Below are 21,512 nucleotides of genomic sequence, written 5' to 3'. Positions count from 1 at the left end.
TTGTGATCGCCACATAACCCCGAAAACTGCCGACTCGGCGTTACTCTGCCGGCGGGGCCGACGGGGTCTCGAATCCGGCACGGCGGAATCGTTCGCTGACCACATCCGGCGCAATCGCCTCGCGTTTGTAGGCGTCCTGGTAGCGGTCAACAGGGAACAGCTTGAACCGTGCCGTGCGGTTTTCACGCTTGCGCTTCTTTGCATCGCGCGCGGCGAGATCCGCACGCACGTCGGGATCGACGCCATAGCGGCTGGCTGCAGTGACCAAGGCGCCATCGCTGGCGGGGACACCATCACCGGGAACCAGCGCTGCGGCATTTCCGCCGAGCACGGCGACGGCTTCGCCCTTGGGGTTGCGGTCGGTAAGGTTGGCCGCGCCCGGCGTCGGCTGCGGCAGCGTCTTGTAGCTGGCCGGTTCTTCCAGCGGTTTGGCAGGCAGGACCATAAATTCATCCGGGCCGGTTCCGGAGGGGCGCAGATCACGCAGCCCTTTTTGCCCGCAGGCAGATACGGCCAGCGCGCCCATCAGAACAATCACACCAAAAGGGATCCGCATGACCCGTTACTCCTGCCTGTTTGAGCCGCTTTTATCGTATTTACCCAGCGAGGTCACGCAGGGTTTTTCTGCCGCCCGTCAAATAGGATCAAGCCGGCCGCTCCCGCAAAGATAAAGATGTCCGCCACATTGAAGACAAAGGGATTGTCGATGCCGCAGCAGGACATATTGAGGAAATCGAGCACATAGCCATAGAGCAGCCGGTCGACGACATTACCCAGCGCGCCGCCGATGACCAGCCCGGCGGACAGTTGCATGACGCGGGCATTGGCAGGCAGGCGCGAGATCCAGATCACCAGCACCAGGCAGATCACCAGAGAAAGCCCGATCAGGATCCAGCGTGTGGTGTCAGTGCCACCGCCGAACAGGCCGAAGTTGATGCCCGTATTTTCACCATAGCGGAACCGCAGCAGCGGCGGCAGCACGTCAATGCCGCCGCGATTGGCGACATCCATGACCCGAACCACCAGATATTTACTGATCTGATCCGCAAGCAACGCCAATACCGCTGCCCAGATCATCACTTTGGCTCGCATAGCGCGGCTCCTCTTGACGGGGTTTCGGATGGCCGACCGGACCAAACTGGTCCGATCGGCGTCAACCGTGTCTAGTGGCGGAAATGGCGCATGCCGGTGAAGACCATCGCCAGACCGGCGTCATTGGCGGCCTTGATCACCTCGTCATCTCGCATGGAACCACCGGGCTGGATAACGCAGGTCGCGCCATTCGCTGCCGCTTCCAGCAGGCCGTCGGCAAAGGGGAAGAACGCATCAGACGCCACCGCTGATCCTTTGGCGAGGCTTTCGGGCAATTCCAGCGCGTCAGCCATGCGCTGCGCCTTGACGCCTGCGATGGTGGCACTGTCCAGACGGCTCATCTGACCTGCACCAACACCAACAGTCTGGCCGGATTTTACATAGACGATGGCGTTGGATTTCACATGTTTCGCCACCTTCCAGGCAAAGAGCAGATCCTGCATCTGTTCTTCAGTCGGGGCCTTTTCAGTGACCACCTTCAGGTCGTCCATGGCGCGGTGGCCGACGTCCTTGTCCTGCACCAGCATACCGCCGGAGACCTGACGGGTGGTCAGACCTGTATCCTGCGGGTTGGGCAGACCATCGGTCAGCAGCAGACGCAGGTTTTTCTTGGCGGCGAAAATCGCCTTTGCCTCTTCCGAGGCACCGGGGGCGATGACGACTTCGGTGAAGATCTGGACGATCTCTTGAGCGGTTTCGCCGTCCAGCGGCTGGTTCAGCGCGACAATACCGCCAAAGGCCGAGGTCCGGTCACAGTCGAAGGCTTTCTGATAGGCCTCTTTCAGTGTTGCGCCACGGGCCACTCCACAGGGGTTGGCGTGTTTGATGATAGCCACGGCGGGGCCATCAGCGGGGGCAAACTCGCTGACCAGCTCAAAGGCGGCATCGGTGTCATTGATGTTGTTATAGGACAGTTCCTTGCCCTGCACCTGCTGTGCGGTGGCGACACCTGCGCGGGCGGAGCCATCCAGGTAAAACGCCGCCTGCTGATGAGGGTTCTCACCATAGCGCAGGGTCTGGGCCAATTGCCCTGCAACGGCGCGGCGGCGGGGTGCCTCAAGCTTCAGCGCGCCTGCCATCCAGTTCGACACCGCCGCATCATATGCGGCTGTGCGAGCATAGGCGTTCTGTGCAAGCCACTGACGGAAGCCATAGGAGGTCTGGCCGTCGTTTTTGTCCAGCTCTGCCAGCAGCGGTTCGTAGTCCTCGACATCCACCACAACGTTCACGAACAGGTGGTTCTTGGAGGCGGCGCGGATCATTGCCGGACCGCCGATGTCGATGTTCTCGATGCAGCTGTCGTAGTCGCCGCCCTTGGCCACGGTTTCCTCAAATGGATAGAGGTTCACCACCAGAAGGTCGATGGCACCGATGCCATGTTCCTCCATCGCAGCCACATGCGTGTCGTTGTCCCGCAGCGCCAGCAGACCGCCGTGCACCATCGGGTGCAGCGTCTTCACCCGACCATCCATCATCTCAGGAAAACCGGTGATCTCGGACACGTCTTTCACGGTCAGGCCTGCCTCGCGCAGCGCCTTGGCCGTCCCGCCGGTTGAGAGCAGCTCAACGCCGCGTGCCGCCAGGGCCTTACCCAGGTCGATCAACCCGGTCTTGTCGGATACGGAAAGCAGCGCACGGCGTACGGGGTGAAGGTCGGTCATGGCAGGGCGGTCCTTTTCAGGCTCAGTCGGTTAACGCGGGGTCGTCCCGGTTCAGGTCTCGCACGGCAACGGCAGTCTCCTGCGCCTTACTGAGCGTCCACCGGATGCGCGTGGCATAATTCATTGCCCGCCCGGAGAGAACGATCTGTTTTGCCGCACGCGGCTTCAAGCGGGTTTTTTCCAGGTACACGCTGGGCTCCAGCTTCAATTCGCAGGTCCCATCATGACGGAACACCCAGATCTCCCCGCTCTTGAGCGCCATGGATACTGCTGCGCCCCCCAAGTCAAGGGCTGCGTCCACATCGGGGTGCAGATGCAGGCGGATCTCAAAGCCGATGCCGCTCAGGGAATGGGCATCCATCGCCTTGTCAAAGCGTCGTTTGTTCGTCGTGTCCAGCGCCAGCAACATGTCCTCGCCCGCAAGGCCACGGCCATCCATGGCGAGCTCCAATGTGCGCGCGTGGGTCAGGCCGAAATGACGTTCATATCCGTTGTGCCCACCCTGGAACCGATAGCCATCTTCCAGATCCGATACATCGAGCGGCACGTTATCCGGGGCTTCTGTCATCAGCTCATGTCCACTCCCCCGTTCCGGAGCGGAGAGACGGGCGCTTGAGTGGCCCTCGATGCACAGCGTCGAATGCGACGGCGTGGCACGCCCGGCACGGCGCCATTCTACGCCAAAGGTTTCGCCAGAGCCGCAGTTCACGATCAGCGGGCGACGGCCTGAGGTCAGTTCGAATGCCAGCGTGGAGGCATGACCGTTCCATGAGGCGCGCCCCTTGGGCGGCACAGAGGCGTCAATGATGACAGAGGTGCGCCGCCCGGAGAGCCGGGCATAGCCCATTGCAAGCCCGTCGGCATGGCGCTTGGTGACATGGCTCGCTGCCAGCGCATGATCGAGCCGTCCCTCAAGCCCGCGCCCGCCGCCGTGAAAGCGCGCCAGTCCGCCATCGGCGTGGCGCAAAGTACGCAGGGTCGGTGCAATCCGTTCAATTGCTGCGACCTGTGCTGGTGGAACCCCGCGTCCGACATCCTGCAGCGCCGCGGCAGCCCAGGTAAGCAGGGTGAAGACTTCCAGCAGTTCCTCCGGGTTACGGGTCGGCAGCCCGCCCTGATCGTCGATCTGGCTGGCACATTCCTCGGCGAGGGCTTTCAGGGCCGGATCGACCTGATCTTCGTGCCCCTTGAGTGCCAGACCGGCATAGATCAGCCCGGTCAACGCCTCAAAACGTGGCAATCCAGGTGAGGCCCCCTGCCAGCGCCGCGACAGGAACCACGTCTGGCGGGACAGGGCGCCAAAGAATGCCTCGGATTGTTTTGCATCACGCGCAGCTAACAGAAACAGTGCATGATTGATCCAGCGGATCACGCGGCGGCCGGTCAGATCCGGCGACCAGCCCGGTCCGGTGCCATTGCCGTGAGCCTCGATCCAGCCCCAGACCCAGAGCTGCGCTTTTTCGCGGGCGCGAAAATCACCGACAGCGGCCAGATCATCCAGCCAGGCAAACCCGTGGCGCTCCGCATCAAAGGCGAGGTCAGGTGCCACAACATCCCAAAGACCGGTCGTGGGCGATTCGACGAGATAGCCTGCAAACAGAAGATTGCCCGCCACCAGCTGACGCCCACGGGCAAAACTGCCAATGGTGCGCGGCTCAGGCTGCGACACAAAGGCCGTGGCACCGGGCTGCCGACGGGCGCGCCTTGCGTAATAGCGGTTCAAAAGGCGGGTGCCGCGCCGCGCCATTCTATCGTATCGGGACATGCTCTCTTGCCTCACGCCAGAGAAATTTTCCGGGGCGTTTTGCGCCGAGCATAGCGGCGGTTACCGGGCAAGTCACCGATAATGCGGCAGATACCTCAGGGCAGTATCGGCAAGGGGTTGCCGGTCTCAGTCGGCCTTGCGCAGCTCCGCCATGTAAAACCCATCCATGCCGCCCAACTCGGGCCAGTAATCCGGGCGCAGGCGCAAGCCGCCTTCTTCGGTGATCCAGTCAGCGACGATCCCGTCCAGCTGTTGCAGTCGAGTGCCAACCGACATGTCGGGAAACATTTCCAAGGCATCCTCTACTTGGCATTCGCCCTCATCCGGCAGGAGCGAACAGGTGCAATAGATCAACCGTCCACCGGGTTTCACGAGGCTCCAGGCATGGGCAAGCATCTGTGCCTGCAACTCAATCAGCGCGCCAAAGCCGCTGCCGTCCTTGGCATGGGGCAGATCGGGATGGCGGCGGATCGTACCGGTGGCCGAACAAGGTGCATCCAGCAATACCGCATCATATGCACCGGTCTGCTCCAAGGCATCGCCGACAACCACCGTAGCGGTCAGACCGGTACGGGCGAGATTTTCCGAAAGCCGTGCCATGCGGCCTGCGGATTGGTCGACGGCGGTCACCGTGGCGCCAGCCGCGGCTATCTGCATGGTCTTGCCACCCGGCGCCGCGCAGAGATCAAGCACCGATTCGCCGGGCTGGGCGGCCAGCAGCTGCGCGGGCAACGCTGCGGCGGCATCCTGAACCCACCAGTCGCCCCCCTCGAACCCTGGCAGACCAGAAACCTGCACGGACCCGTGGATGCGATAGGATCCTGTCGGCAGCCTAGTGGCGTCCAGCGCAGACAGGTCGGCGCCCGGTTTGGCAGTCAGATCCAGCGGCGCGCCCGCCAGATGCGCAGCCTCGATCGCAAGCATCGCGGGAGCACCCCAGGCCTGCGACAGCGGGCTGCGCAGCCATTTCGGCAGGCGAGGCACCCGCAGCTTGGCCCATTCAGCCGGCCCCTGCTCTGCCACCTTGCGCAATACCGCGTTGACCAGCCCCTTCAGTTTTCCGTGGCGACGATGGCCAGAAATGATCCCCACCATATCATTCACCACCCCATGCGCCGCCCCGCCCTGGCATAACTCAACCGTGCCAATGCGCAGCGCGTTGTGCACGGTGAGCGGTGTCGATTTTTTCAAGTGTTTCTGCAGGATGCGGTCGGCACGTTCGAGATTGCGCAACGTATCTGTTGCCAGGCGCTGGCTGCGCGCGCGTTCCTCTGCCGGCAGTTTATCCAGCGCACCCGCTGCGTAGCATTCCGACAACAGCCTGCCCTCTCCCAGCACCTGATCCAGCAGGTGAATGGCACGGCGGCGGGCTTGGCTTGCATTGGACATGCGGGTCTCCTGACAATAGGGGCAGCGGCGCGATGGGTTGTCGACGCCGGACGCGGGCGTATATCATAGAACGACAACAAGGGAAGCAGGCATGAGTGACGCTAAGAAATCCAAGACCCAAGTAGCAGCCCAGCCGCTGCCCCCCGCCGCGCAGCGCGCGCTGGCCGAGGCTGCGGAGCGGCGCAAGGCTGCTGAGGCCGAAGCCGCCAAGCGCCCGGTTGAACTTGGCGGTCGGGACGGCCCCGATCCCGCGCGCTACGGCGACTGGGAAAAGAAGGGCATCGCCATCGATTTCTGACGCCTGACAGACCGAGATCGGGCCTGTTTCTAGGGTTATCCGCCCTGACGGCGCTGAAGCTCAGAGACCCAGAACGTCGAGCATGTCATATTGGCCCGGCTGTTTGTCCTGCCCCCAAAGCGCAGCTTTGATGGCGCCGCGGGCGAAGATCGCGCGATCGGTTGCCAGATGGCGCAGAACAATGCGCTCGCCCTGACCGGCAAACAACACGTCGTGTTCGCCAACGATATCGCCACCCCGGATCGCGCTGAAGCCGATGTCGCCGCGCTTGCGCGCGCCGGTGATGCCGTCGCGCCCGCTGTCGGTCACATCCGCCAGCGTCACACCGCGCCCCTCGGCGGCGGCCTCCCCCAGCATAAGGGCCGTACCCGATGGCGCGTCGACCTTATGGTGATGGTGGGCCTCGATCACTTCGATATCGAAATCCTCGTCGAGCGCGGCAGCGACTTTCTTGGTGAGCTGTACCAGCAGGTTTACGCCGAGGCTCATATTGCCGGCGCGCATCTGCACCGAGTGACGCGAGGCCGGTTCCAACTGCGCAATCTGCGCATCGCTCATCCCGGTGGTGCCAATGACATGGACCGCTCGGGCCTGCGCCGCCAGTTCGGCAAAGGCAATCGTCGCCTCGGGGCTGGTGAAATCAATCACCGCCTGTGCCCTGGCAAAAGCTGCGAGCGCATCATCCGTCACCGTGACGCCGATCTCGGCCCCGCCCATGGCAAGGCCCACGTCCTGGCCGATCCAGTCATGCCCATCACGCTCAACCGCGCCAACGAGACGCGCGCCAGGGTGCTCCATGATGGTGCGGATCAGCATCTGGCCCATCCGACCAGAGGCACCGGTGATCACGATGCCGGGTGTGTCCGTGCTGCTATCTGCCATGTCAGGGGTCCTCGTCTGTGCGCTGGATCGCGGATGATCGGTTTCGTGCAGGTTTTGTCCTAACCGCTTGTGCTGCGCTTGGCAAAGCCCTGCTTTCGGCATAAATCGGATATATGGCTAAGAACAAACTCCACGAGGGCACCGGGCCCTCACAACGTCAGCTCCGCGTCGGCGAATTGATTCGCCGCGCCCTGTCCGAGATTTTTGCGCGCGGCGACCTGCATGATCCCGAACTGAACCGGCTGTCGATCACCGTCGGCGAGGTCCGCACCTCACCCGATCTTCGTATTGCGACCGCCTATGTGCTGCCACTGGGCGGCAAGGGGCAGGAGGAAACGCTCAAGCTGATGGCCCGCAACAAGGGTGAACTGCGCCGGATCATCGGCAAGAAGCTGGCGCTGAAGTTCACGCCGGAACTGCGGTTTCAGCTGGACGACACCTTTGACCGGATGGATGACACCCGCAGGATGCTGTCGCAGGACGCGGTACGCCGCGACACGGGCGAGTGATTCGCTGGGCGATGGGTGTGGCGCTGGCCTTTTTGGCAGCGCCTGCTGCGGCAGTGGACTGCCGCGACATCGCCTATGACGGCAACCGCTACACGATCTGCGACGTCGATGTGACGAAAGACGAACTACGCCTGTTTCTGAAGAATGATGCAGGCGAGATCTACGGGCATTTCTCAACAATCGAAAGCGAGCTGGAGGCCAAGGGGCAGACGCTGCCCTTTGCCACCAATGCAGGCATGTACCACCGCGATCGCTCGCCGGTTGGATTGTATCAGGACGGCGATGCCGAAGAGATGCGGCTGGTCACCACGCCCGGCCCCGGAAATTTTGGTCTGCTGCCAAATGGCGTGCTGTGCATCGGCGAAACCCGCACGGATGTGATCGAAACGCTGACCTTTGCCAAAACCGGCCCGCAATGCCGCTATGCCACGCAGTCGGGCCCGATGCTGGTGATTGAAGGTGCGCTGCATCCGCGGTTTCTACCGGACTCGACCTCATATTTCATTCGCAATGGGGTCGGGACCAGTGCCGACGGGCAGCGGGTGGTTTTTGCGATTTCGCGTAACGCTGTCACCTTTCACCAGTTCGGCAGCCTGTTCCGAGACCACCTGGGCCTGCCGAGGGCGCTGTATTTCGACGGCAATATTTCACGGCTGCACGCGCCCCAGATCAACCGGAGTGATGCCGGCTTCATGATGGGGCCGGTGGTTGGCGTCGTGGCCGACAGGACGCAGCCGGACGCGACCACGAACTGAGACCGTACAGGGCGCCGACGCAAACCGGGCCCCACGCGGGTGGATTTCGGAGCTGCGCGCGATTGACAGGCCCTGACAGCTGGGCTACCCCGCGCGCCTCTCTCACCGACGATGACATTGGGGTATGACATGGGACGCAAACGCAAAGGGCGCGATATTTCCGGCTGGCTGGTGGTCGACAAGCCTGCGGGGCTGACGTCCACTGCGGTTGTGAACAAGGTCCGCTGGGCCTTTGACGCCAAGAAGGCGGGCCATGCCGGCACGCTCGATCCCGAGGCGACCGGCGTCCTGGCGGTGGCCCTAGGTGAAGCGACCAAGACCGTGCCCTATATCACCGACGCACTGAAGGCATATACCTTTACCGTGCGGCTTGGTCAGGCGACCAATACCGATGATGCCGAAGGCGAGGTAATCGCCAGCAGCGACACCCGCCCGAGCGACGAAGATATCATTGCGGCCCTGCCGCAATTCCTAGGTGATATCATGCAGGTGCCGCCGAAGTTCTCAGCCGTGAAGGTGGACGGCCAGCGCGCCTACAAACTCGCCCGCGACGGCGAGGATATCGAGCTCGCAGCTCGCCCGCTCTGGGTGGAGGAGCTGATCCTGGTGGACCGGCCGGATGCGGACCATGTCGTGCTTGAAATGACCTGTGGCAAGGGCGGCTATGTCCGGTCGATCGCGCGGGATCTGGGCGCGGCACTTGGATGCCATGGCCATGTGAAATGTCTGCGCCGTATCTGGTCCGGGCCGTTTGATGCCGAGGATGGCATCAGCCTGGAAACTCTGGATGAGATGGCCAAATCCCCGGATCTGGATGGGTTTCTGCGCCCGCTGGAGGAAGGTCTCGCGGATCTGCCGCAGCTGACCTGTACTCCCGAAGGCGCGGCGAAACTGCGCAATGGCAATCCCGGAATGGTGCTTGCCTCTGACGTGGAATACGGGGAAGAGGCTTGGGCCTCGCTGGATGGGCTTGCGGTCGCAGTTGGTCATTACAAATCCGGCGAGCTGCACCCCAGCCGTGTGTTCGTACGCTGAACCACGGTTGACACAGGCGCGGACGCTCGCCACCACAAGCCGCATGATCCACCGTAGCCACACCAAGGGCGATGCCCCCTCCAGCGCGGTCTATTCCGACTGTGAGCAATACCGCTATAGTCTCAGCCGTGTCTGGGACCCGGCTGGACCGCGTGTGATGTTTGTCATGCTCAACCCGTCAACCGCGACGGAAGTGCAGAATGACCCCACTATCGAACGCTGCGAGCGGCGGGCGCGCGCCCTTGGGTATGGCGGGTTCCGCGCAACCAATATCTTTGCCATTCGGGCCACCGATCCGCGTGACATGAAACGGGCGGCGGACCCGGTCGGTCCTGACAATCTGGCGATGATCTTGGACGGAGCAGGCTGGGCGGATCGGGTTATCTGCGCCTGGGGCACCCATGGCGCGTTTCGCCAGCAAGGGGTCAGGGTTGCTGGTGCTCTCGCCGAAACCGGTAAACCGCTGTTTCACCTGGGATTGAGCAAGGCCGGCCACCCAAAGCACCCGCTTTACATCCGCTATACCCAGCAGCCGGAACGCTGGCTGCCCTTGATCGGGTAAGGCCTCGCTAACCATCGCTTCTGAATTGCTTTGATATTCAACCAATACGTGTGCAACTTTGATAATGCGGGTGTTCCGCGTGTTGTCATGAGGGGTCGCCGGAATGTTGATGCTGGCTGCAATTTTGGGAGTCGCCGCCGTCGGTGGTATCTTGTTGATTGACGAGGGCGGCGATGATCCAGACGCCTCTGAGACAGGGTCTGCAGACAATGACGGGGTGACCGATGACACAGCAACCGATATGGTTTCACTTGATGATTTCGTGAAGGCCGGCACAGAGGACAGCGACCAGCTCGGCGGCAGCGATCAGGATGACGACCTGCAGGGGCTGGGCGGCAACGATCAGCTGAACGGCCGCGATGGAGATGACACCGTCGAGGGCGGTGAGGGCGACGACAGCCTTTACGGTGGTGAGGGTGACGACACGCTTGAGGCGCATCACGGTGACGATCTGTTGCACGGAGAGGGCGGGGACGACAGTCTGAGCGGAGACAGCGGCAACGACACGCTGTTTGGCCATTTCGGTCATGACCAGCTCGATGGTGGTGATGGCGATGACGTGGCCCATGGCGGCCAGGGCAATGACACGCTGACCGGGGCGGACGGGCGAGACGCGCTACATGGCAACGATGGCGACGATCACCTGACTGGTGGCCTGGGCAAGGATACGCTGTTTGGTGGCACCGGCAATGATCGCCTGATCGGCAGCGACGATGGCATTACCACGGATTATCTCAACGGTGGCGACGGGGATGACACGATTTTGGCGGGCGCCGGTGATATCGTTTCGACAGGGGATGGGGCCGACCACCTCATTTTTGCAGCAGGTGAGTTCCACGCGAGCGCAGTCGGCGACGGTAACGAGGCTGATCCCACTGCCGCCATCGACATGTCGGATTTCAACGTCGATGAGGATCAACTGGTTGTGATCTGGGATCAATTCGGCCCGGAGGCGCCCACCGTGGAAGTCACCAACAACCCGGATGCACCGGGTGAGCATATCGTGACCATTGACGGGATCGAGGCGCTGCGCGTCACCGGGCCAGAACAATTGTCGGCATCGGACATTCTGGTCGTCGATCAGGATGCCGCGCTCCGGTTTGGCGTATTGGCCACCAACAGCGCCAGCAGCGGCCTGACACTCGGCTGATCAGATCCCGTTCATTTAGCTCCGACGCCAATCCCCGGCCCACACCCGACCGAAACCTTTTGCTATTTCCCGAGAATCTGCGTATACGCGCGACCTGTTCAATGGTTATGCCGCTTTCTGCGGAAGGCGGCCGAGCCTGAGACGCCTCCATGGGCCTGTGCTGGACGACATCCCGGCCTGCGCCATTCACACAAACCTTCAAAGGAGACCCCGATGTCGATCACTGCTGAAGAAAAAGCCCGCCTGATGAAAGAATTCGCAACCAAAGAAGGCGACACCGGTTCCCCGGAAGTCCAGGTTGCAATCCTGACCTCGCGCATCAACACCCTGACCGAGCACTTCAAAACCCACAAGAAGGACAACCACGGTCGTCGTGGCCTTCTGAAGATGGTTGCTCAGCGCCGTAAGCTGCTGGACTACACCAAAGGCAAAGACGTGGCCCGCTATCAGGACCTCATCAAACGCCTGGGCATCCGTCGCTAATAGCGACGACCAGACGGTTGAAATTCAACGCCCGCTCCTATCGGAAGCGGGCGTTTTTCGTGTTTGAGACACAGGCCGATTATGCAATTGCCCGGTCACTAGGCCGCCGTGCTACGTCCTGATAGCGCAGCCTTTGGCGCAACGGCGTCAGACAGTAACGGATCGGCGGCAATCAAGCTCACGCCAAGCCCGGTAAGAATGTCCAGTCGGCGCGCGGCAAAGGCATGAGCCCGGGCGCGCAAGACCGCCAGGTTTTCCTCAGGCCGGGTCAGAACGCGCCCGTCCTGCTCCAACCGCTGCCCCTGCGGCCCAAGGATCTGCCAGGCAAATTCGGCCCAGTCATTGGGCGCCGTTTGCCCTTCGCTTTGGGCCAGGAGGAACAGCTGTTCCATGCGATCCACCGCGACCCCCCCACCGGTGACAGGAGAGGCCAGGAAGCCCAGTCTTTCGCTGTCTTCAGCATTTTTGCACACGGCAAGGTTAAATGCTTGGCACTGCGCCGCGCGATCCGCATAGCCTTCTGAAGGCAGACAGGGAACGATATGACCCGCCCCCGTCAGGATCGTCAGCAGCCGCGTGATCTCGCCCCAGGTCATATCGGCAAACACGCCCTGCTCCAGCAGCGCCCGAACTGTTTTATGCCCCTCGGCCAAAGCTCTCAGGACAGGTTCATACTGACCGGCCTCAAGCGCAACATCCCCATTGCGCCAGCTGATCTTCAACGGGCCGGATCCATAGTGACGTGCGAGGGCAAAGCCAGTCTGAAACCATGCGCCAACGCTGCCGCGTTCCGTATGCGGCACATGCCCACGCGAAAAGATATCGGCCCGGAACTGTTCATTCAGCAGAACATCACGCAGCCCCTCGCGCCTGTTTGCATTGCTTTCCTCCGCCAGCAGCGCAAGTTGCGGACTGCTCAAGCAGATGTCATCGACATGATCCAACGGGTTCGCAGCACCGAGAAACTCAAGTTTGGCCTGCGCCAGATCCTCCGCCACATCGGCAAAGTGGAATGGCGTCCAGTCCTTGTTGAAAAACTCATGCGCCAGATAGTTTCGCGACATGGTTTTCATTTCACTCAGCCGTCTCAACTGGCCGGGGTTTGAGACAAAAAATTCGGCTCCGACCTGTTTCAACCGCTCGGCAAAATTCAATGCGTCTTCTATACGTTGCTCCAACGGACCGCTGCCCTGCGCGGCGCGATCGGTCAGAATCCTGCGCAGCGGCATAGATGGCGCCCAGCCCGGCTGCGTATTGTAACTGATATAGACCAACCCACCGGGTTTCAGACGACGGGAGATGAACCCGGTGATCCGTTGTTGGTTCTCTCGCGAAATCCAGCTGTAGACACCGTGAAGCGCAATGACGTCAAAGGTATTTGGCAGCTCCGCCTCTTCTTCAAAATCCTCAAAGGATCTTTCGTAGAAGTGGGCGTTTGCCAGTCCTGCTTCCGCGGCCAGGCGATTGGCACCGGCGATATGGGCCGGGTTAAAGTCCATCGCGTGGACATCGATATGCGGATTGGCTGCGGCCAGAAGATTGGCTGTGAAGCCCTGACCACAGCCCAGCTCACAATAGGTCAGTTCATCGCTGTCCAGCCCATGCCGATGTCCCCGAGACACGGCGCTGAAGGCAAGGCGGGAGGGCGTCATCTCGTGAAAAAAGTCGTGCGTATAGTCGAGTTCGGCGACATAGCCGGAAGTCCAATCGTTCATTCAGCACCTGTTCTAAGTGTTGGGGTCGACGTCGTCTTACCCTTCTGGATTGCGCAAATTTTCCATAAAAACGCTGAGGATCCGGTTAACGCAGGCCGCAATTCACCAACCACGCCCAGATAGCGGAGGATCGACACGAACGATGCCGACAAACGGGGCACAGGCTGCGACGGCTCCTGGCGCTTGCTCTTTCAATCTGTGGAAAAATCCTGTAAGGGCGGCCTATCTGAGACGTGCTGCCAAGACCCCGGCAGTCGAAAGAAAGATAGAGAGGGGTCGGCGGCAATGGGGCCGCCACATCAAACGGGAGACCCGGGATACGCCCGGGAGTGCTCCCAGCTAGGATAAGCTGAATGTTTAACGTTACAAAGAAATCAATGCAGTGGGGCGAAGAGACGCTCACACTGGAGACCGGCAAGGTTGCCCGTCAGGCCGATGGCACAGTGATTGCCACCCTGGGCGAAACCTCGGTCATGGCAAACGTCACTTTTGCCCGCCAGCAGAAGCCGGGTCAGGACTTCTTCCCCCTGACGGTTCACTATCAGGAAAAATACTACGCTGCGGGCAAGGTCCCCGGCGGATTTTTCAAGCGTGAAGCACGCCCGACCGAAAAAGAAACCCTGACCGCGCGTCTGATCGACCGTCCGATCCGCCCGCTGTTCGTCCCCGGCTTCAAAAATGAAGTCCTGGTGATGTGCACCGTGCTGAGCCACGATCTGGTCAACGATCCCGACATGGTTGCGATGATCGCGGCCTCCGCAGCGCTGACCCTGTCCGGCGCACCCTTCATGGGTCCGATTGCGGCTGCGCGCGTTGGCTTTGAGGGCGGCGAGTACGTCCTGAACCCGACCGTTGACGACATGCAGGATCTGCGCCTGAACCCTGATCAGCGTCTGGATCTGGTTGTCGCCGGCACCAAAGACGCCGTGATGATGGTTGAATCCGAAGCCTACGAACTGACCGAAGCAGAGATGCTGGGTGCGGTAAAATTCGCTCACGAGCAGATCCAGCCGGTGATCGACCTGATCATCTCCTTGGCGGAAGACGCGGCCAAAGAGCCGTTCGATTTCCAGCCTGCTGACTATTCGGAGCTGTTCGCCGCAGTGAAAGCCGCAGGCGAAGAGCAGATGCGCGCTGCATTTGCGATCACCGACAAGCAGGAGCGCACCGCCGCTGTTGCCGCCGCGCGTGAGGCAATCAAGGCATCGCTGACCGAAGAACAGCTGGAAGACGCCAACCTCGGCTCCGCCATGAAGAAGCTGGAAGCAGCCATTCTGCGCGGCGACGTCGTAAAAACCGGCAAGCGGATCGACGGTCGCTCGACCACCGATGTGCGCGCGATCGAATCGGAAACCGGCCTGCTGCCGCGGACCCATGGTTCGGCCCTGTTCACCCGTGGTGAAACCCAGGCCCTGGCCGTAACCACCCTCGGCACCGGCGACGATGAGCAGTTCATCGACGCGCTGCACGGCAACTTCAAATCCAACTTCCTGCTGCACTATAACTTCCCTCCCTATTCGGTGGGTGAAGTTGGTCGTGTCGGCTCGCCCGGTCGCCGCGAAATCGGCCACGGCAAACTGGCATGGCGCGCGCTGCAGGCTGTTCTGCCTGCTCCGACCGATTTCCCCTACACCATCCGCGTGGTGTCCGAGATCACCGAATCGAACGGCTCCTCCTCGATGGCGTCGGTCTGTGGTGGTTCGCTGTCCATGATGGACGCCGGCGTGCCGCTGAAGGCACCGGTTGCCGGTGTCGCGATGGGTCTGATCCTGGAAGACGACGGCTCCTACGCGATCCTGTCGGACATTCTGGGCGACGAAGACCACCTGGGCGACATGGATTTCAAGGTGGCCGGTACTGCGAACGGTATCACCTCGCTGCAGATGGACATCAAGGTTGCAGGCATCACGCCTGAGATCATGGAAAAGGCACTGGATCAGGCCAAAGACGGCCGTCTGCACATCCTCGGCGAAATGGCCAAGGCACTGTCGGAAACCAACGCGTTCTCCGTCCATGCGCCCCGCATTGAGACCATGCAGATCCCGACCGACAAGATCCGTGAAGTGATCGGCTCCGGCGGTAAGGTCATCCGCGAAATCGTGGAAACCTCCGGCGCGAAAGTCGACATCAACGACGACGGCGTGATCAAGATCGCATCGGCCGACGGCACCGCGATCCAGAAGGCCTACGACATGATCCACTCGATCGTGGCAGAGCCGGAAGAAGGCGCCATCTACACCGGTAAGGTTGTGAAGATCGTCGACTTCGGCGCCTTCGTGAACTTCTTCGGCAAGCGTGACGGCCTGGTGCATGTGTCCCAGATCGAAAACCGCCGCCTGAACCACCCTTCGGACGTTCTGAAGGAAGGCCAGGAAGTGAAAGTAAAGCTGCTGGGCTTTGACGATCGCGGCAAGGTCCGCCTGTCCATGAAAATCGTGGATCAGGAAACCGGCGAAGAAATCAAAGCCGAGAAGAAAGAAGACGCAGAGTAATCTGCCTTCCCTTTCCAAGCACCCGGAACCCCGCCAGAAATGGCGGGGTTTCTTCGTTTCAGTGGCAGCTGGTTCCTGTTCGCCTCTTTTCACCACCGGTCAAGATCGCTACCTCTGGGAGCATGAGATCCTACATCATTCATATGGCCGACGATCAGAAACGCGCGCCAAATGTGGCGCGTCTGATGGCGCAGCTGCCGCAGCCGGAAGTGGTCGAGGCGGTCAACGGCCGGGCGGCGCTTCAGGCGGGACTTGTGCCTCTCTGCGATGGGGATCTGCACCGGCCACATTACCCCTTCGCGCTGCGGGCAGGCGAAGTCGGATGTTTTCTATCCCATCGCAAGTGCTGGCAGAAAATCGCGGAAGGCATGGATGATTTCGGACTGATCGTTGAGGACGATCTGGCGTTTGAGCCCAACCTCTGGCGCGACGCGATGGCGCTTGTCGGCAACCATGCCGACAAGGATCACTTCATCCGCCTGCCTGCCAAACAGCGCGAGTCAGCGCGGCAGGTCGTAGCGCAAACAGGCGCGGCGCGCATGTTTCTGCCAAGGCGCATCGGACTGCAAACCGTGGCACAGGTGGTGGGCAAGACCGCCGCCGCCCGATTGCTGGAAGCAAGCGAGACGCTGGACCGGCCGGTTGACACCTTCCTTCAGATGCACTGGGTTCACCGCCAGCCAGTACATACCATATGGCCAAACGGCGCATCTGAGCTGACCGAGGCCCTGGGCGGATCAACCATCCAATCCCGTCCAGCAGGTGGCAAGCTTGCGCGGGAGCTGAAACGCGCGCTCTACCGGACACAGGTCGCCTTGCGATCGCAAAAGCCCGGTTAGACCCGCAATAGAAAAGGGGCCAGACGGCCCCTGTTCATGACGACATGTCAGCAGGGCCGCTTACGTGCCCCGCTACGCCTTCCTACAGATCACTCTGGCGCTTTGGTCTTGCGCAGATAGGGGAAGATCGTTTCGAACTCGCCAAATTTAGCCTTCGCATCCTCGTTCGAGACGCTGGGGGGGATGATGACATCTTCGCCCGGAACCCAGTTTGCCGGAGTTGCTACACCTTTGCCGGACATCTGAAGGCCATCCAGCGCGCGCAGAATCTCCGCAAAATTGCGCCCGACGGTCATCGGGTAGGTCATCGACAGCTTCAGTTGCTTGTCAGGTCCGATGATGAAGACCGACCGCACCGTGGCGCTATCTGCGGGCGTGCGGCCATCAGGCAGATAGGCCTCTGCCGGCAGCATGTCGAAAGCCTTGGAGACAGCCAGACCTTCATCCGCGATGATCGGAAAGCCTGCCGCAGCTTTGCCGTAGCTTTCGATGTCGCCTTTCCATTTCTTGTGGTCTTCGACACCATCCACGGACACACCGATCACCTTCGTGTTGCGTGCAGCCCATTCATCAGCCAGCTGCGCCACGGCAGAAAACTCTGTGGTGCAAACCGGTGTAAAATCCTTGGGGTGGGAAAACAGGATCGCCCAGCTGTCGCCGATCCAGTCATGAAACGAGACGGTGCCCTGATCGGTTTCTGCGGTGAAATCCGGAACCACATCATTGATACGCAAACCCATGGGTCTCTCCTCTGCTGTCAAATGAATGCTATCTGGTGAGTAACCTAACCACTCGGCGCGCAGGTTAAACCCTTGATGGGCGACAGGCAGACGAAAAGATCGCCCCACGCGTCAATCTGCCCCCATCGGAACATCTGCACGGATTGGTGCCGGGCATCATACCGCCGTTCCATATAGGGTCAAAGTGGCGAAAATTATTCCGCTGCAAAATTTGATCAAATTATGAATTCCCCCCCTTGCTCATCCGAAACGCCAGTGACAGAGTGTCCGCCAATCGCGGGCACCGCCCCGTCACACCCTGACAATCGGGAGATCGACAGATGATCGAGAAACGTGATTTTTACATCAACGGCCAATGGGTCGCCCCGGCTGCCCCGAATGATTTCGAAGTGATCGACCCATCGACCGAAGCGCCTTGCGCGGTCATCTCGCTTGGCAGTGCGGCGGATACAGATGCTGCCGTCGCGGCTGCAAAGGCGGCGCTGCCGGGCTGGATGGCCACTCCGGTAGAAGAGCGCATCGCGCTGGTCGAAAAGCTGATCGAGATCTATGAGAGCCGCACTGAAGATCTGGCGCAGGCAATGAGCATCGAAATGGGTGCGCCGATTGATATGGCCCGCACCCAGCAGGCAGGCGCTGGCAGCTGGCATCTGCGCAATTTCATCAAGGCGGCCAAGGCGTTCTCCTTCGAAGCGCCGCTGGGTGACCATGCCCCGAATGATCGTATCATCCACGAGGCGGTTGGTGTCGCTGCGCTGATCACGCCGTGGAACTGGCCGATGAATCAGGTCACACTGAAAGTTGGCGCGGCGGCCATTGCCGGGTGCACTATGGTTCTGAAACCCTCAGAGCAGAGCCCGCTCAATGCAATGATCTTTGCCGAAATGATGGATGCGGCCGGTTTCCCTGCGGGCGTATTCAATCTGGTCAATGGCGACGGCGCCGGTGTCGGCACTCAGCTGTCCAGCCACCCGGACGTGGATATGGTGTCCTTTACCGGGTCGACCCGCGCAGGCACGGCGATTTCCAAGGCCGCAGCCGACACGCTGAAAAAAGTTCATCTGGAGCTGGGTGGCAAAGGCGCCAACGTCATCTTTGAAGATGCCGATGACAAGGCCGTCAAGCGCGGTGTCCTGCATATGATGAACAACACCGGCCAGAGCTGTAACGCCCCAAGCCGGATGCTGGTTCAGAAAAGCATCTATGACAAAGCTGTCGAAGAAGCTGCTGCTGTTGCCAGCAAGGTGGAGGTTGGCCCCGCCTCCAGCGAAGGCCGCCACATCGGGCCGGTTGTGAACGAACTGCAATGGACTAAGATCCAGGATCTGATCCAGAAAGGCATCGACGAAGGCGCCCGCCTTGTCGCAGGTGGAACCGGCCGTCCTGATGGGCTGAACCAGGGTTTTTATGTCAAGCCCACCGTCTTTGCCGATGTGAACAACCAGATGGCCATCGCCCGCGAAGAGATCTTTGGCCCGGTGCTGTCGATTATCCCCTTCGAGACCGAAGAAGAAGCGATCGAAATCGCCAACGATACCCCCTACGGGCTGACCAACTATGTGCAGACACAGGATGCGGCCCGTGCCAATCGCATGGCTCGCAAACTGCGCGCCGGCATGATCGAGATGAACGGCAAATCCCGCTCCGCCGGATCTCCCTTTGGCGGGATGAAGCAATCTGGCAACGGCCGCGAAGGCGGCAGCTGGGGCATCGAGGACTTCCTGGAAGTCAAAGCCGTCGGCGGCTGGGCTGCAGAATAGGCCTATTTTTCTGGGTCCAGAACAACAGGAGCCGCCCCCAGAGGGCGGCTCCTTGCTTTCCTGCATCAGGGCTTTGCTGGGACCAGGGCTTTGCTGGCGCCTCATGCTGGTGCAAAACAGGCTCTAATTGGGCAGTTCAAGCACCAGTTGGGGCAGGCCGTCGGAGGTACACTCAGCTGAGCGGCCATCCCAGCCGATGGTTCCGGTGATCCGCTGGCGCAGCGCTGAGAAACTGTCGAATTTCACAACATCGACCGGTTGTTCCAGATGCAGGGTAACGCGTCGTCGGGCGCCGCCAGCAAACACCTGCAACCCTCGCAGCTCGGCTGTGAAGGCCTGGCCAAGGTAGCTGCCCCTCAGGATCTGCCCGATCTGCAACGCCTGCTGCGCAACATCCGGGCGTGGCCTGTCAGCCTTGGCGCTGATCGTGTTCCAATCCTTGTAGCCATATTGCCGGGCCACCATCTCAAGCGCGGTGCTATGCGAGAGTGTGTGGTTACGTGCCTGCAACTGAGCGCGCAGATTGCGGGCCTGCTGCTTGAGGCTCCCAATGGGCGGGAGATCTGTCTGGCTATTTGTCATTCTTGCCTCTTGTCCAATCAACAAGATGCGCCGGATAAATGGGGCCCGCATTGCCATTGGCGCATCACATGGAAGGGCGAAAGACAGGAGTTTCAGCGCGGGGGTTCACCATGGTCTTCTCAACCGCGAGCGGCAGGGCCCCGACCCTTACGTCAGCCTTAGGCCGTTCAATCGGCCGAGGTCAAGACCCAAGCCAGCCTGCACAACAGGTGCTGGCCTGATTGTCACGCCCCGGCCCCATCAGCAGATGACATCAGATATCCGTCTGGCGAAGCCACGCGGCTGTGATTTTTCGCTTGATCTAAACCTGACTTGAGATTGCAGGCTGTCGCTACCTGACCATTCAGCGGAGCCTTAAGATGATCCATGTTCAGGATAACGCTACCGGCAAAACACATATCGAAACGGAACTGACCGGAATCTATGAGACGCATCTGACGGTTAAAGACCTAGACCGTGCGATGACATTCTACGGAGGGACCATGGGTTTGCAGCTGGCCCACCATCTGCCGGAACGACAGGCCGCATTCTACTGGGTGGGCGGTCAGTCTCAGGGAATGCTGGGGCTCTGGGCCGGTGGATCCGCACCAATGGGACTGCGGCTGCACATGGCGTTTCGCAGTACCGTAGCGGCGATGGATGGCATCTGTGACCGGTTGACGGATGCGGGAATCATACCGCTCGATTTTAACGGCAGCCCAACCGATGAGCCGGTGGTGCTGGGCTGGATGCCGGCGCTCTCGATCTACTTCAAGGATCCTGACGGGCATTCAATCGAGATCCTCGCACCAATGCCGGATCAGCCGGATCCCGATTTCGGCATCGCAGCCCTTGGTGACTGGCAGGCGCGATACGGCGGATGAGCGAGGGCGGGACTGGTCACGACACTGCTTCACGCATATGAACGCCCCTGTAGCTCTTCGAGGGACCGACGATGATTATCACCCGCCTGCACGGCCGACTGGGCAACCAGATGTTCCAATATGCCGCCGGGCGCGCGCTGGCGGATCGGCTTGGGGTCTCGCTGGCGCTGGACAGCCGTGGCGCGGAGCTGCGCGGCGAAGGTGTCCTGACACGTGTCTTCGACCTTGATTTGGCGGCGCCGGACAAATTACCTCCGCTGCGCCAGACCGAACCACTGCGCTATGCGGTATGGCGCAGCCTCGGGCAGGGGCTGGGTGCAGGACCGAAACTCCGGCGAGAAGCTGGCCTTGGCTACAATGCAGATTTCGAACACTGGGGCGACGACAGCTATCTGCACGGCTATTGGCAGAGCGAGCACTATTTCAATGGGTGCGCCGAACGGATCAGGCGCGACTTCACCTTCCCTGACTTCTCAAATCAGCAGAACGCCGAGATGGCGGCCAGGATCAGTGAGAGCAACGCGATCTCGCTGCATGTTCGGCGGGGCGATTATCTGACGCTCGCGGCGCATGTGCTTTGCGATCAGTCTTATTACGAAGCCGCGCTGCAACAGGTGCTGGACGGGCTGGAGGGACAGCCAACGGTCTATGTATTTTCGGACGATCCGCAGTGGGCCAAGGACAACCTCCCCCTCCCCTGTGACAAGGTGGTGGTGGATTTCAATGGCGCGGAAACCGACTACGAGGACATGCGCCTGATGAGCCTGTGCAGGCATAACATCATCGGCAACAGCTCCTTCTCCTGGTGGGCCGCCTGGTTGAACCAGAACGCGAAGCGCCGGGTTGCGGGACCGGCAAAATGGTTCGGCGACCCCAAGCTGAACAACCCCGATATCCTGCCACCGGACTGGCTGCGGATCAGCGTCTAGCAACTGCTGCG

The 21,512-nt window shown here is 61.0% G+C and carries 21 protein-coding genes; 12 read left to right on the top strand and 9 right to left on the bottom strand.

The window, feature by feature from the left end; all coding sequences use genetic code 11:
• Positions 1 to 40: 40 nt before the first annotated feature.
• The 5 genes from VXL81_RS06215 to VXL81_RS06195 form a co-directional block, all read right to left on the bottom strand.
• Positions 41 to 556, bottom strand: a complete 516-nt coding sequence (locus VXL81_RS06215) for a DUF3035 domain-containing protein (protein ID WP_416537638.1) — start codon at positions 554 to 556, stop codon at positions 41 to 43.
• A gap of 53 nt (positions 557 to 609) precedes the next feature.
• A complete protein-coding gene (gene lspA, locus VXL81_RS06210) occupies positions 610 to 1,092 on the bottom strand; it encodes a signal peptidase II (protein WP_340546889.1) in 483 nt (160 codons plus the stop codon).
• A 71-nt stretch (positions 1,093 to 1,163) separates the two neighbouring features.
• Positions 1,164 to 2,753: a bifunctional phosphoribosylaminoimidazolecarboxamide formyltransferase/IMP cyclohydrolase gene (gene purH / locus VXL81_RS06205; protein WP_416537640.1), complete on the bottom strand. Its 1,590-nt coding sequence runs from the start codon at positions 2,751 to 2,753 to the stop codon at positions 1,164 to 1,166.
• 22 nt (positions 2,754 to 2,775) lie between these two features.
• Positions 2,776 to 4,518, bottom strand: a complete 1,743-nt coding sequence (locus VXL81_RS06200; protein WP_416537641.1) for a heparinase II/III family protein — start codon at positions 4,516 to 4,518, stop codon at positions 2,776 to 2,778.
• A gap of 126 nt (positions 4,519 to 4,644) precedes the next feature.
• Complete coding sequence (locus VXL81_RS06195; RefSeq protein WP_416537642.1) at positions 4,645 to 5,907, bottom strand: RsmB/NOP family class I SAM-dependent RNA methyltransferase; 1,263 nt, start codon at positions 5,905 to 5,907, stop codon at positions 4,645 to 4,647.
• A 91-nt stretch (positions 5,908 to 5,998) separates the two neighbouring features.
• Between VXL81_RS06195 and VXL81_RS06190 the strand changes: the two genes are divergently transcribed.
• Positions 5,999 to 6,205 (top strand): DUF1674 domain-containing protein, encoded by a 207-nt coding sequence (locus VXL81_RS06190; RefSeq protein WP_416553361.1) that lies wholly within the window; start codon positions 5,999 to 6,001, stop codon positions 6,203 to 6,205.
• A 60-nt stretch (positions 6,206 to 6,265) separates the two neighbouring features.
• On the opposite strand, the gene dapB is transcribed toward VXL81_RS06190, so the two are convergent.
• Positions 6,266 to 7,087, bottom strand: a complete 822-nt coding sequence (gene dapB, locus VXL81_RS06185; RefSeq protein WP_416553359.1) for a 4-hydroxy-tetrahydrodipicolinate reductase — start codon at positions 7,085 to 7,087, stop codon at positions 6,266 to 6,268.
• Between the two features lie 113 nt (positions 7,088 to 7,200).
• Here dapB and rbfA point away from each other — a divergent pair, with 113 nt between their 5' ends.
• From rbfA to rpsO, 6 genes are all read left to right on the top strand, one after another.
• Positions 7,201 to 7,596, top strand: coding sequence for a 30S ribosome-binding factor RbfA (gene rbfA, locus VXL81_RS06180; RefSeq protein WP_340546895.1), 396 nt, complete (start codon positions 7,201 to 7,203; stop codon positions 7,594 to 7,596).
• A gap of 11 nt (positions 7,597 to 7,607) precedes the next feature.
• On the top strand, positions 7,608 to 8,351 hold the full coding sequence (locus VXL81_RS06175) for a phosphodiester glycosidase family protein (RefSeq protein WP_416553394.1): 744 nt from the start codon (positions 7,608 to 7,610) through the stop codon (positions 8,349 to 8,351).
• 129 nt (positions 8,352 to 8,480) lie between these two features.
• Positions 8,481 to 9,386, top strand: coding sequence for a tRNA pseudouridine(55) synthase TruB (gene truB, locus VXL81_RS06170; RefSeq protein WP_416537645.1), 906 nt, complete (start codon positions 8,481 to 8,483; stop codon positions 9,384 to 9,386).
• A 43-nt stretch (positions 9,387 to 9,429) separates the two neighbouring features.
• Positions 9,430 to 9,948, top strand: a complete 519-nt coding sequence (locus VXL81_RS06165; protein ID WP_416553357.1) for a DUF1643 domain-containing protein — start codon at positions 9,430 to 9,432, stop codon at positions 9,946 to 9,948.
• 109 nt (positions 9,949 to 10,057) lie between these two features.
• On the top strand, positions 10,058 to 11,098 hold the full coding sequence (locus VXL81_RS06160; protein WP_416553355.1) for a calcium-binding protein: 1,041 nt from the start codon (positions 10,058 to 10,060) through the stop codon (positions 11,096 to 11,098).
• Positions 11,099 to 11,311: 213 nt separating this feature from the next.
• Positions 11,312 to 11,581 (top strand): 30S ribosomal protein S15, encoded by a 270-nt coding sequence (gene rpsO, locus VXL81_RS06155; protein ID WP_340546899.1) that lies wholly within the window; start codon positions 11,312 to 11,314, stop codon positions 11,579 to 11,581.
• A gap of 98 nt (positions 11,582 to 11,679) precedes the next feature.
• On the opposite strand, the gene VXL81_RS06150 is transcribed toward rpsO, so the two are convergent.
• Positions 11,680 to 13,296, bottom strand: coding sequence for a class I SAM-dependent methyltransferase (locus VXL81_RS06150; RefSeq protein ID WP_416553353.1), 1,617 nt, complete (start codon positions 13,294 to 13,296; stop codon positions 11,680 to 11,682).
• Positions 13,297 to 13,649: 353 nt separating this feature from the next.
• Here VXL81_RS06150 and pnp point away from each other — a divergent pair, with 353 nt between their 5' ends.
• Both pnp and VXL81_RS06140 read left to right on the top strand, forming a co-directional pair.
• The gene (gene pnp, locus VXL81_RS06145) at positions 13,650 to 15,788 is read left to right on the top strand and encodes a polyribonucleotide nucleotidyltransferase (protein WP_340546901.1); all 2,139 of its coding nucleotides are present in this window, start codon (positions 13,650 to 13,652) and stop codon (positions 15,786 to 15,788) included.
• A 122-nt stretch (positions 15,789 to 15,910) separates the two neighbouring features.
• Positions 15,911 to 16,627 carry a glycosyltransferase family 25 protein gene (locus VXL81_RS06140; protein WP_340546902.1) on the top strand — a complete coding sequence of 239 codons (717 nt, stop codon included), beginning with the start codon at positions 15,911 to 15,913 and terminating at the stop codon, positions 16,625 to 16,627.
• 89 nt (positions 16,628 to 16,716) lie between these two features.
• Here VXL81_RS06140 and VXL81_RS06135 read toward each other — a convergent pair whose 3' ends face one another.
• Positions 16,717 to 17,367 (bottom strand): peroxiredoxin, encoded by a 651-nt coding sequence (locus tag VXL81_RS06135; protein ID WP_340546903.1) that lies wholly within the window; start codon positions 17,365 to 17,367, stop codon positions 16,717 to 16,719.
• A gap of 320 nt (positions 17,368 to 17,687) precedes the next feature.
• On the opposite strand from VXL81_RS06135, the gene VXL81_RS06130 reads away from it, so the two are divergent.
• On the top strand, positions 17,688 to 19,127 hold the full coding sequence (locus tag VXL81_RS06130; RefSeq protein WP_416553351.1) for an aldehyde dehydrogenase family protein: 1,440 nt from the start codon (positions 17,688 to 17,690) through the stop codon (positions 19,125 to 19,127).
• Positions 19,128 to 19,250: 123 nt separating this feature from the next.
• Here VXL81_RS06130 and VXL81_RS06125 read toward each other — a convergent pair whose 3' ends face one another.
• On the bottom strand, positions 19,251 to 19,709 hold the full coding sequence (locus tag VXL81_RS06125; RefSeq protein ID WP_416553349.1) for a glyoxalase superfamily protein: 459 nt from the start codon (positions 19,707 to 19,709) through the stop codon (positions 19,251 to 19,253).
• Positions 19,710 to 20,068: 359 nt separating this feature from the next.
• Here VXL81_RS06125 and VXL81_RS06120 point away from each other — a divergent pair, with 359 nt between their 5' ends.
• Positions 20,069 to 20,572: a VOC family protein gene (locus VXL81_RS06120; RefSeq protein ID WP_416553347.1), complete on the top strand. Its 504-nt coding sequence runs from the start codon at positions 20,069 to 20,071 to the stop codon at positions 20,570 to 20,572.
• 71 nt (positions 20,573 to 20,643) lie between these two features.
• Positions 20,644 to 21,501, top strand: coding sequence for an alpha-1,2-fucosyltransferase (locus VXL81_RS06115; RefSeq protein ID WP_416546611.1), 858 nt, complete (start codon positions 20,644 to 20,646; stop codon positions 21,499 to 21,501).
• Positions 21,502 to 21,512 lie beyond the last annotated feature (11 nt).

The sequence above is a fragment of the Phaeobacter sp. JH204B genome (genome assembly GCF_048055755.1).
In the GTDB taxonomy this organism is placed as follows: Bacteria; Pseudomonadota; Alphaproteobacteria; order Rhodobacterales; family Rhodobacteraceae; genus Phaeobacter; species Phaeobacter bryozoorum.
This window is presented reverse-complemented; position numbering and strand designations above follow the sequence as displayed.